The sequence below is a fragment of the Corynebacterium sp. HMSC065H09 genome (genome assembly GCF_001812845.1).
Classification (GTDB): domain Bacteria; phylum Actinomycetota; class Actinomycetes; order Mycobacteriales; family Mycobacteriaceae; genus Corynebacterium; species Corynebacterium jeikeium_D.
In genome coordinates this window covers 18,506-35,979 of record NZ_KV810595.1, presented here as the reverse complement: position 1 = coordinate 35,979, position 17,474 = coordinate 18,506, and the positions used below count along the sequence as shown (strand labels likewise).

The 17,474-nt window shown below is 59.0% G+C and carries 14 protein-coding genes and 1 pseudogene; all 15 read right to left on the bottom strand.

Annotated features, from left to right (window positions below; translation table 11 throughout):
- Window positions 1-26 precede the first annotated feature (26 nt).
- A complete protein-coding gene (locus tag HMPREF2878_RS08485; RefSeq protein ID WP_038626626.1) occupies window positions 27-854 on the bottom strand; it encodes a hypothetical protein in 828 nt (275 codons plus the stop codon).
- 149 nt (window positions 855-1,003) lie between these two features.
- The gene (locus HMPREF2878_RS08480; protein WP_048731772.1) at window positions 1,004-2,461 is read right to left on the bottom strand and encodes a purple acid phosphatase family protein; all 1,458 of its coding nucleotides are present in this window, start codon (window positions 2,459-2,461) and stop codon (window positions 1,004-1,006) included.
- A 219-nt stretch (window positions 2,462-2,680) separates the two neighbouring features.
- Window positions 2,681-3,892, bottom strand: coding sequence for an acyl-CoA dehydrogenase family protein (locus tag HMPREF2878_RS08475; RefSeq protein WP_016421475.1), 1,212 nt, complete (start codon window positions 3,890-3,892; stop codon window positions 2,681-2,683).
- 42 nt (window positions 3,893-3,934) lie between these two features.
- The gene (locus HMPREF2878_RS08470; RefSeq protein ID WP_048731769.1) at window positions 3,935-5,341 is read right to left on the bottom strand and encodes an acyl-CoA dehydrogenase family protein; all 1,407 of its coding nucleotides are present in this window, start codon (window positions 5,339-5,341) and stop codon (window positions 3,935-3,937) included.
- Window positions 5,342-5,463: 122 nt separating this feature from the next.
- The gene (locus HMPREF2878_RS08465; protein ID WP_016421477.1) at window positions 5,464-6,957 is read right to left on the bottom strand and encodes a metallophosphoesterase family protein; all 1,494 of its coding nucleotides are present in this window, start codon (window positions 6,955-6,957) and stop codon (window positions 5,464-5,466) included.
- 71 nt (window positions 6,958-7,028) lie between these two features.
- Window positions 7,029-8,561, bottom strand: a complete 1,533-nt coding sequence (gene lysS, locus HMPREF2878_RS08460) for a lysine--tRNA ligase (protein ID WP_016421478.1) — start codon at window positions 8,559-8,561, stop codon at window positions 7,029-7,031.
- 50 nt (window positions 8,562-8,611) lie between these two features.
- Window positions 8,612-10,789 carry a PhoX family protein gene (locus HMPREF2878_RS08455; protein WP_049171890.1) on the bottom strand — a complete coding sequence of 726 codons (2,178 nt, stop codon included), beginning with the start codon at window positions 10,787-10,789 and terminating at the stop codon, window positions 8,612-8,614.
- 247 nt (window positions 10,790-11,036) lie between these two features.
- Window positions 11,037-11,459: an aspartate 1-decarboxylase gene (panD, locus tag HMPREF2878_RS08450; RefSeq protein ID WP_016421480.1), complete on the bottom strand. Its 423-nt coding sequence runs from the start codon at window positions 11,457-11,459 to the stop codon at window positions 11,037-11,039.
- A gap of 314 nt (window positions 11,460-11,773) precedes the next feature.
- Window positions 11,774-12,715 (bottom strand): annotated as a pseudogene (gene panC / locus HMPREF2878_RS08445) (pantoate--beta-alanine ligase); the annotation flags it as partial.
- A gap of 97 nt (window positions 12,716-12,812) precedes the next feature.
- Window positions 12,813-13,733, bottom strand: a complete 921-nt coding sequence (locus tag HMPREF2878_RS08440; protein WP_070653291.1) for a Rossmann-like and DUF2520 domain-containing protein — start codon at window positions 13,731-13,733, stop codon at window positions 12,813-12,815.
- Between the two features lie 64 nt (window positions 13,734-13,797).
- Complete coding sequence (locus HMPREF2878_RS08435) at window positions 13,798-15,057, bottom strand: DUF6779 domain-containing protein (protein WP_070653289.1); 1,260 nt, start codon at window positions 15,055-15,057, stop codon at window positions 13,798-13,800.
- Window positions 15,054-15,560: a DUF3180 domain-containing protein gene (locus HMPREF2878_RS08430; RefSeq protein ID WP_049190665.1), complete on the bottom strand. Its 507-nt coding sequence runs from the start codon at window positions 15,558-15,560 to the stop codon at window positions 15,054-15,056. Before HMPREF2878_RS08430 ends, HMPREF2878_RS08435 begins: the two co-directional genes overlap by 4 nt.
- A 2-nt stretch (window positions 15,561-15,562) precedes the next feature.
- Entirely contained in the window at window positions 15,563-16,075 is a 513-nt protein-coding gene (gene folK / locus HMPREF2878_RS08425) for a 2-amino-4-hydroxy-6-hydroxymethyldihydropteridine diphosphokinase (RefSeq protein ID WP_070429765.1), read from the bottom strand.
- Window positions 16,072-16,476, bottom strand: a complete 405-nt coding sequence (folB, locus tag HMPREF2878_RS08420; protein WP_016421486.1) for a dihydroneopterin aldolase — start codon at window positions 16,474-16,476, stop codon at window positions 16,072-16,074. The genes folK and folB overlap by 4 nt, the downstream gene beginning before the upstream one ends.
- A 5-nt stretch (window positions 16,477-16,481) precedes the next feature.
- The gene (gene folP / locus HMPREF2878_RS08415; RefSeq protein ID WP_070653314.1) at window positions 16,482-17,423 is read right to left on the bottom strand and encodes a dihydropteroate synthase; all 942 of its coding nucleotides are present in this window, start codon (window positions 17,421-17,423) and stop codon (window positions 16,482-16,484) included.
- Window positions 17,424-17,474 lie beyond the last annotated feature (51 nt).

Below are 17,474 nucleotides of genomic sequence, written 5' to 3'. Positions count from 1 at the left end.
CGTGTCCTAGGAAGAACTAGAGCTGATTAGCCAGCGTTCAAAACACCGTAGTCCGTGACGGGCTCACGGAAAATCTCTTCGCCGTCCTGGGTCACGGTTACCGCATTCGGAGTGACGGTATACGTGTAGCCACCATTTTTCGCGACAGCACGGTTCCCGGAGAAACTATCTACTGTGTACGCATCCGGGGTATCCGAAATCTCACCGAAGTCACCAATGTAATGGCGCTGCTGGCGGTTATTGGAGTTCTCACAAATCACGGCCTTACCCGAAGAAGTCTCCGCCAACACACGCGCGTAATACCCACCCGAGCAGCGAGCGGTACTGCCAACCCAACCTTTGGCATCGATATCATCGCGATTCATACCGAACGCGCGAAGACCAAAATTTCCCCGCTGCGTAGTGGTAGGAGCGCTGCTCTCCGGCTGCTTCGTCGTTTCCGGCTCGACGGTCTGGGTATAGGTTTCCGTGTACGTCTCCACCGGCGCCGGGGACGCAGTGCTTGACGACGAGTCCCCTGCCGCAACCGTATCGGGAGACTGCGGGGAATTATCGGAGGAATTATTCAGGTAGTACGCGCCACCGATACCGGCGACCGCTGCAAGTGCGACACCGACGATGCCCAAAACCACGTACAGACCGTTGTTGCTCTTCTGCTCAGGTACCGGAGCCTGCTGATAAGCCGGATACTGCTGGGGTGAACCTCCCTGGTTCGGCCCCTGCGACTGGTACTGGTACTGAGGCTGGTACTCGTCTTGAGCCCCACCCTGCGGCTGCTCCCAGGCAGATGTTGCATAACCGTCCTGCTCCCAATCCTGCGGGGAGGACGAACGCGGGTTGTACTGGTCGGTCATCGCTAAATTCCTTATTACTTCAGAGCCACACTTGTGCTCGGCCAATAACGTGGTGGCTTGCGACTTCGCCCACAGCGGAACTTGCCACTACGTATTTTCCATTAACACTATGCGTTGCCCAGCGTACCCTGCTAGAAGCTAGCACTAGCTCAGAGTGGCACTTTGTTCTTGAAGAAATTGACGTAGTTCCGATCGGAGATCTTTCCCAGCATAAACTCTGGCTCCAACCCGAACATCGACCAACGAGTCTTCGTTGACCAGGACAGAGACTGAGGTGTCGTAGTGCGGTGGTAGCTAATTTGGTAACCGTCAGTGTGAACTCGAATCTGTGTGTATCCACCCGGATAGCCGAGTGCCGCACCCCGCTCACAGAAGTCCGTATCCCCGTAGTCAGCGATACCACGGCGGCTGCGGTGCGTATGACCAGCGAACACGCCTTTGGCACCCGGCGTGGCGGCCAGAATCTCCTGAAAAATCTTGGCCTGCTGCGCCTCGACCATGAATGCCTCACCACCGAAATGCGAACGCACCGCATCCTGAGTAAACGGGTGATGCGCAAACAAAATTGTCGGACGCTCTGGATCGTCTGCGAGTTCGGCACGCAATGCACGCATCTGCCGCTCATTAATACGTCCACCTGCATAACCAAACTCGGCGGTATCAACACCGATGAGGCGCACTTCGCCGACGCGAGTCGACCAGTGCTGCTGCGTCGGCACAAGACGCTGGCTGAAGTAATCCGGAACCGCGGTCTTGCCTTTGCGGATTCCGCGTCCCCGGAAACCATTGATATTGGGTAGCCCGGGCGGGTGCACATCGTGATTACCACGGGTGACAAACCAGTTTTTCCCAAACTCACCGAAAGTATCCAAAACCCTGATGAGTTCGTCATACTCCTCAGGGCGGTTGCTATCCGTGCAATCGCCATTGATGACGAGAGTGTCTAACCCGGCAGCCTTTACCGTGTCCACCAGACCCTGCAATTGCATAGAGGCAAAAGGCTGCTCTCCCGGACCGGAGGAAAGACCGAGGTTGCCAATGCGAATGCCGTCATGATTGGGCTTACCAATGTGTGTGTCATTCGTCAGCGCGAACGTCGCCAAATGTGCACCCTCCAGCGCTGGCAGAGTGCTTACGACGCCTGTCTTCTCCGGTGCCGTTTTGCTCATGGTGATATTCAGCGACGGAACCGCGCGACAGTTGTGTGACCAGCACTCAAAGCGGTACTCCCGTCCCGGCTCCAACCCGTCAATGACCACATGGTGGTAGCCCGACTCTGAGTACCCCTCGTGCACGAGCTCTAACTGCGTTGAATCCGCAGGACCAAGCAGCACCCGCTCATCCGAAGGAACGGTCGGCTTAATGAAGCCATACGCTGTCTGCACTCCCGGAGCATATGTTGCCCATGTAAATGCCACTGACGTGTCTGTGACAGTGATGACCTCCAAGTCGCTAGCCAGTACCTGCCACGACTTGGAATCCGACTGGGTAAGCCCCAGACCCGACGTGACGTACTCAAGGCCGTACGCTCCCGAGGTTTTCGCGACGGCCATTGAACTTGCAGCAAGAGTTGCAACAGAGAGGTAGGCCCGGCGGGAAATGCTCATGGCAAATAAGCCTAGAACCTAAAGATGAAAATTAGATGAACTCTCCCTCTAATCTCAGAAAAATAGGAACGCAACGACAAGAGACACACGGCCAAAACAGCGCAAAATAAAACACCGCCTACCAAGTCATGGCAGGACGGTGTTTTAGGAAAATGTGGCTTGAGCATCTTTGTGAGCTTTTACCGGCTCACCAGTATGTAGATTGCTCTGAAACTGTAACTACTTCAGTTCCTTGGAGGACAGGCCCAGGGTGCGGCGAGCAACGACCAGCTGCTGAATCTGCTGGGTACCTTCGAAGATGTCCAGGATCTTGACGTCGCGGGACCACTTCTCCAGCAGGTTACGCTCAGAGTAACCGAAGGTACCTGCCAGCTGAACGGCACGGAGGCAAATCTCGGTGCCTGCACGGCCGGCCTTGGCCTTACACTCGGAAGCTTCCAGAGTGTTCGGCTGCTTGTTGTCAGCCATCCACGCAGCGCGCAGAGCCAGGAGGTATGCAGCCTCCCAATCGGACTCCAGCTTCAGGTACTCAGCTGCAGCAGCGCTCTGGGTGTGTGCCGGTGCATCGTAGTCAATCTCGATGCCAGCCTCTTCCAGGATGCGACGCAGCTCTTCCAGCGAAGCACGGGAGACGCCGATGGCCATACCCGCAACCAGCGGACGAGTGTTGTCGAAGGTCGCCATTGCGCCGGCGAAGGACTTCTTAACATCAATGTCCGGGGAACCCAGCAGGTTCTCCTTCGGAACGCGGACATTGTCCAGGCGGAGCACTGCGGTATCCGAGGAACGAATACCCAGCTTCTCCTCCAGGCGCTCAACGGTGAAGCCCGGAGTGCCCTTCTTCACCAGGAAGGACTTGATGGCAGCACGGCCCTTGGACTTGTCCAGGGTCGCCCACACAACGACGGAGTCGGAACGCTCACCAGCAGTGACGAAGATCTTCTCACCGTTGATGACGTACTCATCACCATCGAGCTTGGCGGTGGTGGAAACTGCGGAGGAGTCAGAACCGAAGGACGGCTCGGTAATTGCCATGGAAGCCCAGGTCTTACCGAAAGCCTCCAGCTGCTCATCGGTAGCAACAGCTGCGATAGCTGCGTTACCTAGACCCTGGTACGGCAGGGACAGGGTCAGACCCACGTCACCCCAGCAGGTCTCAATAACGTTGAGCAGCGAAGCCATGTTGCCACCGTTTTTTACACCGGTGCGCTTCGGCTTCTTATCGTCACCACGTCCACCGGAAGCACCGGAGAAGCCACGGCCACCATCTGCCATGCCGTCCATCATGGAGGCAAGGGTGTCGAGTTCCTTCGGGTACTCGTGCTCAGCGAGATCGTACTTACGGGAAATCGGTCGGAAGATCTCAGCGGCGGCCTGATGCGACTGGGACGCGCCCGCCTTGAGGAACTTCGGCAGTTCGAGGTTAATCATTTTCTTTCCTCTTAATTCTTTTCGGCTGAAGTATCTAGCGGTTTACAGAACGACGATGCCTTCGGCGACACCAATTGCGCGGAGGTCACGGTACCAACGCTCAACCGGGTGCTCCTTGGTGAAGCCGTGGCCACCGAGCAGCTGCACACCGTCGGAACCAATCTTCATACCCTTTTCAGTGGCGAAGGTCTTAGCCAGAGCTGCCTCGCGAGCGAAGCCGCGACCCTGGTCAGCGCGGGAAGCACCGCGGAGAGTAATCATGCGGAGACCATCGAGCTCAATCTTGATGTCGGCGACCATGAAGGCCACTGCCTGGCGGTGGGAAATCGGCTCGCCGAATGCCTGACGCTCATTGACGTAAGGAATGACGTAGTCGAGAACTGCCTGAGAAGTACCCATTGCAAGAGCTGCCCAGCCGAGGCGGGAACGACGCAGAATGTCGAGGTATGCCTCTTCACGGTCTGCAGCCGAGGTGCTAGCGCCGCCGAGAATGTTCTCGGCCGGAACCTTGACATCCTTCAGGATGACGCGACCCATTGCGGCACCGCGCAGACCCATGGACGGGTCAGCCTCAACGTGGAGACCTTCAGTGTCGGACTCAACGATAACCAGAGCCGGCTTACCCTCGAGCTCAACACCGATGATGAACAGCTCAGCTGCGCCGGCGTTCGGAACGAAGGACTTAACACCGTTGAGGACCAGCGAATCGCCCTCGCGCTTTGCGGTGGTTTCAGGCTTGCGTGCGTCGAAAAGCGGGCGCGGCTCTGCGAGAACAACAGCGGCGGCCGGGACGTTCTCGCCAGCGAATGCCGGCAGGTAGGTCTTCTGCTGCGAGTCGGAGCCGTGAGCGGTCAGGGTGGCAGCGACACCGGCCGGAGCCAGCACTGCCAGAGCCAGACCCATGTCACCGTAGGACAGAGCCTCCGCGACCAGCGCGTTGGTGGTGACGTCCTCGCCGGTAGCGATGCCCTCGAAAGCCTCCGGGACGTTGATCATAGTGACGCCCAGCTCAGAAGCCTCAGAGACGAGATTCTCCGGGGGAGTTGCCTCGTGGTCGGACTTGTAAGCAGCCTCGCGCAAGCGCGACTCAGCAAACTCCTTAACCGTCTCGACGATCATCTGCTGATCCTCGGTCGGGGTGAGGTCGAAGAGCTTCTTTGCCTTCTCCTCGGCTGCGGCCTCCTGTGCAGCCTGGGCTTCCTCAGCCGGACGCTCCGGCTTACCGGAACCGGAAATCTTCTTAAACTGACGGTTCGCGGCACCAAGGGTCTTAAAACCGGACTTGGTGGACTGGTACACCACGCGGTCGATCTTTGGCTGAAGGTCGTACTTCTGGGCGAAGTCCGAACCAGTAATCGACGTGATGAACCGCATTGCCGCTCCGATAGCGTCGCGACCAGGGTTATTGCGGCCGACAGTCGAATCTTCGCGGTTCTTCTTCTCGCTCATGTGATCATGGCCTTTCGAGTCAGAACTATTACTGGCATAACAATAAAACAATCACGTGACCGTTGTCACAAGAATTGAAAAAACATTGCCAAGTAACAGAAAACTTTCAGGCTTCTAACTTGTCAGGCGATAACGCGGTTAACAACGTAGTTGCGATCAGAGAGCTCACCAAGCAGAGCCTCGGGCTCGAAACCGTACATCGCCCAACGGGCACGCGCAGTCCACGCAAGCGCATCTTCGCTGCTCAAACGGTGAAAGTTAACCTGGTAGCCACCGGAGTAGACATGCAGCAGTGTGTAGCCACCGGGGTATGCTTTGCACGCGCCGGTCTCCAAATAATCAACGCCGGCCCCAACATCACCGCGAGTACGCTTTGCACGGTGGGTGTGACCTGCCCCCGCAAAGAATACACCCGGAGCGTCGTTAAGCATCTGCTGCAAGCGTCGTGCATCAGCGCTGTTGAGAATGAAGGTGGGCCCGGCAGCATGTGTCCAACCAGCCTCGGAGGTAATTGGGTGATGAGCCAGCACAACTGTCGGCTTACTGGGGTCACGCTGCAATTCCCGCTCCAGTGCATCGAACTGTTCCGGGCTAATTTCGCCGCCGGACTCATCCAACTTCGATGAATCCAGCCCTATGACACGGACCGGCCCCTGCTGAGTGACCCACAGTTCCTGCCGCGGACGCCCCAGGAGAACACCGAAGGGATCGCGATGATTCTCGGTACCCTCCAAAACCGGGAATTCGTCGTAGCCAGCAGATGGATCGGCATCCGGCTTATGCGGACGATCATGATTGCCGCGGGTGACAAACCACTGCCGCTCCTGAGCACCAAAAGTATTCATAATCTCGGCAAATCGACGCACCTCCGCCGGACGTGCTTCCGACGTGGCATCACCGTTGACGAAAACCTTTTCAATCCCCATCCCCCGCAGCTCGGCGAGCGCAGCCGTCAGCATGACCTCGGGATACGGCGCGGCACCCGGTTCAGAAAAGATAGGAGCGGGGAAATCGCCGGTGATAATACCGTGCCCATTTTCGCCAATATGCGCGTCATTAAGGATGGCAATCGTGGTCAGGTACTCCCCTTCCGGAGCGACCAACGTCGTGAACTGTCCAGTTTGCTCGGGTGCATTGGGGAGGTTTCGGGTAATTAATCCCGGCTCGGCGACCAGTCCATTCGATCGACATTCGAAACGGTACGTGGTTCCAGGGCGCAGCTTATCGACGGTCACAAAGTGGTAGCCAACCTGCGTCTCGTCCTTATGTACCACGGGTAGCTCGCCGCCCTCATCGGCATCGACTGGCACTAGCGCAACTTCAGTGTCGGCCGGCGCCAGTGGAGCCAGCTTCCCCCACGCTGGATGTGGGCCTGCATACGTCGCCCACGAAAATGTCACCGACGTATCGGTCACGGTCACGACTTCCAGGTCCGTCACAACAAGGCCGCTGGTCAACCCGGTGAATGGAAACGGCGACTGGTTCGGGGCCGCCGATGCAACTGCTCGCGTCCCGACGCTATTGACGGCAACCGCTACAGCCCCCGCACCCGCTACTGCTCCCAAGCGCAATACGGATCGCCGATCAATTTTCTTATTCCCATTTACCGAATTCACGGGTGAAGAAATTACGGGATAAAAATAATCCCGGTGATAACACCGGGATAACTACACATGAATTCAGTCGCTTACGCTTCCGGCTTCACGATCGGGAACAGCACGGTTTCGCGAATGCCAAGGCCGGTCAGGGCCATCAGCAGGCGGTCAATGCCCATGCCCACACCGGTCGTCGGCGGCATGCCCTGCTCCATTGCGTGCAGGAAGTCCTCATCCAGAACCATGGCCTCGTCGTCGCCGCCAGCGGCCAGTCGCGCCTGATCCTCAAAGCGCTCACGCTGGACAACCGGGTCAACCAGCTCGGAGTAGCCGGTAGCCAGCTCGAAGCCACGGACGTAAAGATCCCACTTCTCGGTCACGCCAGGCTTGGAGCGGTGCTGACGAGTCAGCGGAGAGGTCTCGACCGGGAAGTCGCGGACAAAGATAGGACCGTCGAGCTGGTCTTCACAGAGCAGCTCCCAGATTTCCTCAACCAGCTTGCCGTGGCCCCAGCCGCCCTTCTCCGGAACCTCAAGGCCAATCACATCGGCGATTGCCTTGAGCTCCTCGACGGTCGAGTCAATAGTGACTTCCGGCTGACCAGGGAACTTGCGAGCAAGTGCCTCGTTCAGCGACGGGTACATCTCAATCTGCTTCCACTCGCCGCCAAAGTCGAACTCCGTACCGTCGGCAAGCGTAACAGTCGTCGAACCGAAGACCGCGACGCAGATTTCCTGAATGACCTCGCGGACGGTGCGGGCGGAGTCATCGTAGGTGCCGAATGCCTCGTAGTACTCCAGCATCGCGAACTCCGGGCTGTGCGAGGAGTCGATACCCTCGTTGCGGAAGTTACGGTTGATCTCAAAGACTCGCTCCATACCGCCGACGACGCAGCGCTTGAGGAAAAGCTCCGGCGCGATACGCAGGTAGAGATCGATGTCCAAAGCGTTGGAATGAGTCACGAACGGACGTGCAGCTGCACCGCCGTGCAGAGTCTGCAGCATCGGGGTTTCGACCTCGAGGAAACCGCGACGCTCAAGTGCGTGGCGCAGCTCGCGGATGACCTTGATGCGAGTCAGTGCGTTAGTACGAGCCTGCTCACGCATAATCAGGTCCGTGTAGCGGTGACGCACGCGGCTGTCCTCGGACAGATCAGCGAACGACACCGGCAGCGGACGCAGAGCCTTCGAGGCCATCTGCCACTCGGTAGCCATCACAGACAACTCGCCGCGGCGCGAAGAAATTACGCGGCCAGTAATGAGGACGAAGTCGCCCATATCTACGTCCGACTTCCAAGCAGCCAGGGCGTCCTCGCCGACCTCAGCCTTGGAAAGCATGGCCTGCAGGGTCGTGCCGTCACCCTCCTGCAGAGCGGCAAAGCAGAGCTTGCCGGTGTTACGAATAAACATGACACGACCAATGACGGTCACGACATCCTGAGTCTCCTCGCCAGCCTCGAGGTGGCCCCACTCTTCACGGACATCCTTGAGAGAGTGAGTACGGGGAACCTCAACCGGGTACGGCTGAATTCCAGCCTCGAGCAGGCGGTCACGCTTCTCGCGGCGAATGCGCAGCTGCTCAGGAACGGTGGCGGTGTTTTCAGGGGTCTTCTTCGCGTCAGTCACGGCTATAAAGGTTAGCCGACTACACCGCCGACCTGCTAGTTGAGTGCCCTTTAGACGCCAATCTTCTTGCCATCAGTGCGTACAACCTGAACGACGGCCGGGCGTGGCTGCTCCTTGCCGCCGTCCGGCCAGTGCGAGGTCGGGTTGGTGGTCGGGTCCGGGTTGTCGCCGACTGGATGACCCTGATCCGTCTCGATTTCGCCCGGGTGCTGGACGTTGACCATCACGCGGTTGGAGAAGATCTGCGGACCACAGGTCTCTGCAGCAACCGGAACAGTCAGGAAGCACTTGGTCTCACCACGACGCTCGCCTTCGACGGCAACGGCGAAAAGGCCGTCGTTGGAGTCCAGCGCGTTGCCGTCGGTGGAAACCCACAGGTTGCCGTACTCGTCAAAGGCGACGTTGTCCGGGCAGGAAATTGGCGAGACCGATTCCTTGTCGAAGCCACCGAAGTAGGTGTAAGCCTCGTTCGGGTCACCACAGACCAGCAGGAGGTTCCACTTGCCCTTGGTACCGGCGTGGTCATCTTCCATCTCCAGAACAAGGCCATTCTTGTTCTCGGTGATTGGTGCGACCTCGACGGCGTCGGCAAGCGGGCGCCCTGCACCATCCTTGCGTTCCTTGCCCTTGTCGTCCTTCGCGCCCGCCTTACCGCGGTACTTGTTGTTGGTCAGCGCCGCGTAGACCTTACCGGTCTTCGGAGACGGCTCGATATCCTCCGGGCGGTCCATACGGGTCGCACCGACCTTGTCACCGGCGATGCGGGTGTAGATGCAGACCTCTTCGGCGGTCATGCCATCAACGTGGGACTCGTGCTTGCCGTCTGCCTTGGCGGTCATCAGCGGAAGCCACTCAATGTCACCGTCGAAACGGCCGTCCTTCGGCAGCTCACCGGAGCCGTCAATCTCGGACTCGGAATTACCGTTGAACTTACCGACGTAGAGAGTGCCCTCGGACAGAATGCCCATGTTGTGCTTGAGGTCCCCCTCCTTAATCTTGCGGGAGGAGACGAACTTGTAGATGTATTCGAAACGCTCGTCGTCGCCGGAGTAGCACACGACCGTGCCGTCGTCGGTGACGTAAATCTGACCGGCTTCATGCTTGAAACGGCCCACTGCGGTGTGCTTGACCGGGGTGGAGTTCGGGTCAGATGGGTCAATCTCTACCAGCCAGAAGAAGCGGTTCGGCTCGTTCGGCTCCTTGGAGACATCGAAGCGGTCGTAGTACTTCTCCCACGCGCGGTCGGACAGCTCTTCATTCTTGACCGAGTAGCGCTTGAGCTTCTTAACTGCGTCCTCGTCCTTGAGCTTGCCAACGTTGCCGAAGTACTGGTCAACGTTCTCCTCACCGGACAGGTAGGTACCCCACGGAGTAACACCACCGGAGCAGTTGTTCAAAGTTCCCTCGACCTTCATACCGGTCGGGTCAGCCTTGGTCTTCAGCAGATCGTGACCAGCAGCCGGGCCGTCAACTGTGAATTCGGTGAAGCCAGTGATGCGACGGTTACGCTTGTCGCTGAGAATTGGCTTCAGGAATCCCTTGTCATCCTCTTCCACAGCAAGGATGGTCTGGCCGTGGGCAGCCAGTCCGATGTCGACCTGCTCCTTAGTGGCATCTTCTTTCTTGTAGGCACGGAACATCATCGGCTCGGTGGTGTACTCGTGCGAGCAAACGTACAGCAGTGTGCCGTCTTCAGCCTTAATCAGGCCAGCGAAGTCATTGTTGAAGCCGAACTGCTTCAGCTGGTTTTCCGGAGTCTGCTTGTCAAAGTCGAACTCCGGGCCACCCTCGTGGATTGGGTCGCCCCAGCGAATCAGAACATTCTGCTCGTAGCCGTCCGGGATAACGACTGCGTCTTCCGTGTTCGGCTTGACGGCTTCGAAACGCATACCCTCCGGCGATTCGTCCTTGCTACCGTCACCGGCAGCAGCGGTACCGGAGGCGTCGGAGCCACCTGCGGCGCTGCCCGAATCATCAGAGGAGCAAGCGGCCAGCACGGCGCCACCGCCGACCGCAAGAGCACTAGCACCAGTGACCTTCAGTGCCGCGCGACGGGAGAATGCGCGCTGGGAGAACGCCTCCTTCGCAACATCACCGAAGTACTGGTTGTCCGAGAACTCGTTCGGAGCATCGTCAGCACAGGCATTACCACACTTGTAAGTGCAGGTCAGAGAGCTGCGAGAGGTAGCAAAAGGATTTGTCAGCAGATTCTTGCCAATACGAACCACGGGGAGACCGCCTTTGTATAGCTTCGACTAGGTGAGGAAATGGAAAACTAAAACTTTTAGATCCTCTAAGAAGCTAAGGACGTTGCGTTACCTTTCGGTTTCTAAAAATCAACTCGCCAATGAGCTTTAGCTGACGGTCTAATGACTTGCGCTTTAACGCAAAGTGAACACCCTGGTGTTGCGGTTCTCCGGCTCGACTCTTCTCTCCAACTACGCAGTCGAGCCCCAGCTCTGCGGGCTACGTGGACTAGCCCTGGTTCTCCGGGCTACGCGGATTCTTCAAATCAGAACCCTCCGGCACATCCGCCGGGTCATTGCCACTTTCCAGAATCTTGTTGTCCTCATCGACGAAGATGACATTCGGCTTGTACGTACGCGCCTCAGCGTCATCCATCATTCCGTAGCCGATGATAATAACCAGATCACCCGGCGATATCAGACGAGCGGCGGCACCATTGATAGAAATGATGCCCGAGCCGCGCTCTCCGGTAATGCAGTAAGTAGTAAGCCGGTTGCCATTATTGATATCGACGATGTCGACGGCTTCACCTTCAAGCAGGTCGGCCGCTTCCATCAAATCAGCGTCAATCGTGCACGATCCAACGTAGTGAAGATCAGCCTGAGTCACCGTGGCACGGTGAATCTTGGACTTCAACATAGTGCGAAACATGAAAAAGGTAGGTCCCTTCCTGGATTCGTCCCCTGGATGCTTGCCTACCGCGGCACCCCTTAGCGTGGCAGGTTGTTAGTCGGCACACTATAATACGACAACTTCCCAGCCACGAAAAACTACTTCGAAAAGCCGTCCTACTCGCTGTCCTGCTCAACGCCAAAGCCGGCGTTCTTCAGGTTTTCTTTGCTGGACTCATCTTTCAGGCGGGCATCCCGAGCAGCGCGGACCTTTTCCTGCAGCTCAGCCAACTCAGCAGCCTCTTGCTCAGTCAGCTCGCCGTCCAGCCCCGCAGCCGACAGGGCCGCTGACGCAATTTCGGCGTCCTTCTGCCCGAGCTGACCGAAACCGTTTGCCGAATCCGGGCGCGGCGCACCCAGAATCAAGCCAACATTATCAATGAGACGAGTAGTGCCGACCTTCGCAGCAACCAGTAGGCGAGCTTCAGTCTCCTGGCCGTCGCCGCGCAACACCTCGTCGGAAAGCGGGGCGAGCGCAGCGTCACGCAGCTCCAAATAATCCAACTCGACCTCAGGCTGGCTGGCGAGCACGCCACGCGCGGTTTCCAGCACAGCATCCGCACCACGGTCCGCGACAAAAGCGCCGGCAGTCAGCGCAGCGGACAGGGTTACTGCGAGATTGCGCTGCTCCTCGGAAAGATAGCGGTTGCGGGAGCTCATAGCCAGCCCATCGGCCTCGCGAATCACTGGCACACCGTGCAGCTGCACCGGCATATTCAGGTCAGTGACCATCTGCTGCATCAGGCACAGCTGCTGGTAGTCCTTCTCACCAAAAACGGCATCAGTGCAGTTGGTGATGTTGAAAAGCTTGTTAACCACTGTCAACGCACCGGCGAAGTGCCCCGGGCGAGTAGCACCTTCGAGCTCAGTAGCCAGCGGCCCCGGCTGCACGGTCGTGCGGAAACCGTTGGGGTACATCTCCTTCGCGTTCGGCGCAAAGACCAGCTCAGCACCGACAGCGCGGAGCTTCTCCACGTCTTCATCCAGAGTCCGCGGGTAGGCATCAAAGTCCTCCCCCTCACCGAACTGCAGCGGATTGACGAAAATCGACACCACCACAACAGCGCGCGGCAGTGTCTTCGCGGCCTGTACTAGTTCAAGGTGCCCCTGGTGTAGCGCACCCATCGTAGGTACGAGCACCACCGGCCGCCCGGTCTTCCGCAACGCACGGGTGACCTGCGCGATTCCCGCAATAGTCCTGTGAACAGTTGTCTCTCCGGCGGTATACCCCGTCATGTTTCCTCCGCGTTCAGATCTACCGGACCAAACTTTTCGTCCGACGGCAATACCTTACGCCACATCCCGGATGACCAGAACAACCAGCCCGCTCAGCTCATCGGCGCAGGTACCGCAAAACTTCGTTGGCGCCGCGCAGCTCGGCGATGCGCTCGGCAAGAGCCAGGTAGGCGGTTCCCATTTCCGGCGCCACCGCTTCAATTTCGCGTTCATGCTTGACGACGGTTCCAAGGTCGTCCCGCGTCACCGGGCCGGTCAGCCCCCGGGAACCCCACCTCAAGGCATTGTCCAATGAAGCTTCAAGCAGTGGTCGGAGCAGTTCGGCGGCCTGGCCTCGACGCAGTTCAGCTAGGTCGGTGTCTTCGGCTGCCGCATCTCCGCCGATAGTGGTTGCCAGCATTTCTACTGCATCGACCACAACTGCGCCGAGACCGTTTGAGCCGTGGGCCATAGCCGCGTGATAGAGGCCGCGGTGCCGTTCGTTGATGAACACCGGACGACCACCGAGTTCACCAATGAGCAGTTCACTGACTGTTTTCGCGAGCTCATCCCCAACCGTGATGCCCCATGGGCAACCGGTCAGAAGCTCGGAGTCGTCGTCAAGCCCTGCGAACGTCATTGCGGGATGGGCTGCGATGGTCAGCGCGCCGGTGAGCGCGACCGGATCGAGCACGGCACGCCCGAGGGATCCAGAAGTATGCATGACGATGCGTCCGGGGCCGACGTGGCGGGCAACTTCCTCGGCAACCTCGGCGATGGCGCGATCCGGCACGGCGATGACGATGAGCTCGCAGGTGGAAGCTGTGTCGGCAATGCTACTGACCTGGGCGTTCGGGAGGCGTAGATGTGCTCGTGTGACCGATTCTGGTGAGCGCGCGACCACATGGGTGACACGATGCCCACAGCGCTCTAGCGCTTGGCCGAGCGCAACCCCGACTTTTCCGGCAGAAATAATCCCCACCGTCAACCGCGGAGCGGTTGTCCGATGGGGATGGGAATCATGCTGGCTTTGCGTCATGACTGACTAGGTTAGACCAAACCAGCTATGTGCGGTGAGTAGGCCGCGCATACGCAGCTGGCGGCTAGGCTTCTTCGTCCTCGCGCTGCTCCCTCTTCTTGCGCATCTGCGCCATCAGCTCGGCGACAGTGAGGCTGCCCTTGTTGTCCTCAGCACGGCGCCGACCGTGGCTTGCAGGCTCTTGCGCCGTTTTTTGAGCTGACTCTTCTGCAAGGTCCTCATCGCGAATGGCCTGCAGCTGGCGAGTCGGAGAGTCCGAGGCATCGTCCGATTCCGGCGCAGCGAATGGGTGCCGTGCACCGTGTGCCTCGTGAGCACCGCCCTGAGAATCATCCTCTGCAGCGTCCTCGGCCGGGGTTTCCTGCCAGTTGATGGCGCGGAAAGAGTTAGTGGAGAACTTCTCCTTGGAAACGGTTTCGTCATCCTTGGAATCGGCGACTTCGTGGACGTCAACCGGCTGACCAGACGGCGAGAATGTACGGCGCATGTCGGTGGCCTCGGCATCTTCAACCGGCGAAGCGGAGGATGCGGAGCCCGTGCCGCCGTGCTGGGTATGAGCGCCGACAGTGCCGTTAGCGGTCATCTCAGCACGGTGGGAAGTCGCGCGTGGTGTCGGCCGGTCGTGACCGGTCGGATCCTTCATCGGCGAGGCTTGCTGTGGCGAGTCGAGCTCACGCAGACGCTCGGCCTGGGCGCGAAGAGCAACCTGCTCGTCGTCGAAATCCTCCCCCATGAACTCAGCAAGCTGGGCGCGCAGTGCAAAGACCTCAGCGCGCAGCGCCGCAATGTTGTCATCGTTGTTGCCCTCAAGCGAGTCCAGGTAGTTCTGCTCGAGAATCAGTTCCTGCTCACGGTGAGTAGCCAGCTCGCGGTCAAGCTCCACCTTGTGCAGCTCCTCGATTGTCTCCAACCGCTTGCGCTCCAGCGCAATGGTCTTGCGGTATCGAGTCACCAGCACAGCCCCGATAACTGCCGACCACAACGCCAGCAGCACGGCAACCTTCATCCACCCGGCAGAGGAGGCAAAGAGCATGACGATACTGGCAATCACCGCGAGCATCAGCAGCACAACCATGAGAATGACGGCGGTTTTCTCCGTCATACCATCGGTAGAACTGAATTTCGTCACATCATTGCTCTGCTCATCTGCATATGCCGCATCAGCCCCGGAGTTAGCCCCAGCGGAGTAGCTTTCGAAAGCCGAAGAAGGCGACGGAGACGGAGACTCGGCCATATCCGACGAAGTAGCTGCCGCGTCGCCCTGAAAATATGCGGCATCACCCGAGCGCTTCGGGTCATTACCGGCGTTGGAGAGGTCAGTCATAACTCCCACCCTACCGAGTTAGTTCCCATTTCCCCGCTAGGAGGCGAAGAATTTTCGCCATCAGTTGGCAATTGGCAAACTTTTTCCAGCCACAGCCCCGCCGCAGCGAGCAAAATGCCGGATACTGTGCCGACAATCATGATCGGCCCGTCGGCCTGTGCAGCCGCAAGCTCCGTCCACTTCGGCAAAGCCCACAGCACGCCACCGGCGTACAAACCTCCGAGAATCGCCCCCAACCATGCGGATGCCGTACCGACCACCAGCCATCGCGACAACGTTAACGGCTGCACCTGGCTGCGATCCTGCCCGACCTTCCCCTCTTTCAGCACCGACTTAATCCACCGCGCTGCCGCCACACAGACAGCTGTGAGCAACCAGGGAAACCCCAGGTCCCACCAACTTCGTGGCCCGAGCGCACCGAAAAACTGTGCCACGATCATCCATGACGCCAGTGCGAGAACCAGCGCAGATGCAGCCAACGTAATCGGTGAGGTCGGTTTCATCTCTAGGCCTCTTCTCCATCCGCGCTGTCTGCTAGACGCACTGCGTTTACGTCTTCAGGTGCCAGCTTATCGACGAGTGCCGCGACCCGAACTCCCCCCAATTCGGCATCCGGGTCGGCATCGAGCCACGGCACCAGTACAAAGGCACGCTCGGTTGCCCACGGATGCGGCAGGGTCAGAGTCGAATCGTCAGAGATGATCTCCTCGCCGGTGTCCTTGTCGATGACCTGCACAATGTCCACGTCGAGCGCCCGTGGTCCCCAGTGAATTTCGCGCACTCGACCAGCGTCATTTTCCAGTTTCCAACCAGCTTCCAGCAGCTCCATTGGTGTCCGGGACGTATCGACAATGAGCACGGCATTGAGGAAGTCACCCTGCTCTACCCCACCCCAAGGTGGGGTGGCATAAATTTTTGAGGCTGCGACCAATTCATCGGCGAAGAAGGCCTGCACACCAGTTAGGTTTTCTCGCGCGCGGTCCATGTTCGCGCCGATAGAAAGAACGGCGCGAATCATGCCAACCGCTTCTTCCGCGAACGGCGGGCTGTTACCGCAGCGTCATCAAAGTCGAGCGGAATGGGCGCATGCGGTTTGTGAATGGTTACTTCCACCGCATGTAACAGTGGGGACAATCCGCGTTCGGCGCGGCCATCGTCGTCGGCAAGCACTGCTTCGGCAATCTCGGTCGCGACGGTTTCGATGAGGTTGCGCGGAGTGCCGGTCAAAATTCCGTGCGCTGTGGCTGCGATGTCGGCGTAGTTGACGGTGTCGTCCAGCTCGTCGCTGGCAGCGGCACCGGAGAAATCCAACCACAGGGTGACATCACAGATGAAGTCCTGGCCATCGCGGCGCTCGAAGTCGAGACAGCCGTGGTAGCCGCGGGCTTTCAGACCTTTGAGTTCAATGCGATCAGCCACTGTTTCTACTCGTCTCCTTCCAGAGCCGCCTCGGCTGGCGATTCAGCAGGAGACTCATCGTGCTGTGCAGCGCGGTTAGAGCCACCTTCCGGATAGTCGCCGGCCGCGGTGTAACCGGTCAGTGAGCGGCCAAGGTTCCATGCCTGCGCCACCCGCACTGCGTCGAGGTTGTCGGCCACATTGTGAACTCGAACCGCCCATGCGCCCGCCGCTGCGGACAGCGCGGAAATTGCCGTAGTCGCAGCATCAGCCTGCTTTGGTGCGCGTGCCTCACTGCCGACGGCGGCGGCGAAACGCTTGCGGGAAGCACCGACCAACACGGGGAAACCGAGGTCAATAAGCTCCGGCAGGCCGTGGAGGAGCGCCCAATTGTCATCGGCGTTCTTGGCAAAGCCCAGGCCTGGGTCGAGGACAATATTTTCCTCGGCGATGCCGGCGCCCATGGCACCGTCGACAAGCTGAAGCAGGTGCTCACGGACATCGGCGACAATGCCGTCCGGGTGAGTTTCGGCGCGTCCAGAAGCGGAGCCGAAGCGATCGGTCTTCCAGTGCATCAGGCAGATGGGCACATCGGCATCGGCGCAGACTGCGTACATGTTGGGGTCTGCGAGACCGCCGGAGACATCGTTGATGAACACCGCGCCCCTGGCGATTGCTGCCTCTGCGACACTTGCGCGCATAGTATCGACGCTGATCAGGTGCCCGTCTGCCGCGAGCTCACGGACCACCGGCACGACCCGGGCAATTTCCTCATCCTCGGAAACGCGGTGTGCGCCGGGACGAGTGGACTCGCCACCGATGTCGAGAATATGTGCGCCTTCAGCGAGCAGCTCGTGCGCATGGGCAATCGCCGCGTCGAAGGTCTTGTACAGGCCGCCATCGGAAAAGCTGTCCTCGGTGACGTTGACAATGCCCATCACTTTGCAGAGCTGATTCTCGATACCCATCTCCGCCGGCTGTCCTGCCTGCGCTTGCAAGGGGGATTCAGTCACCTTGTT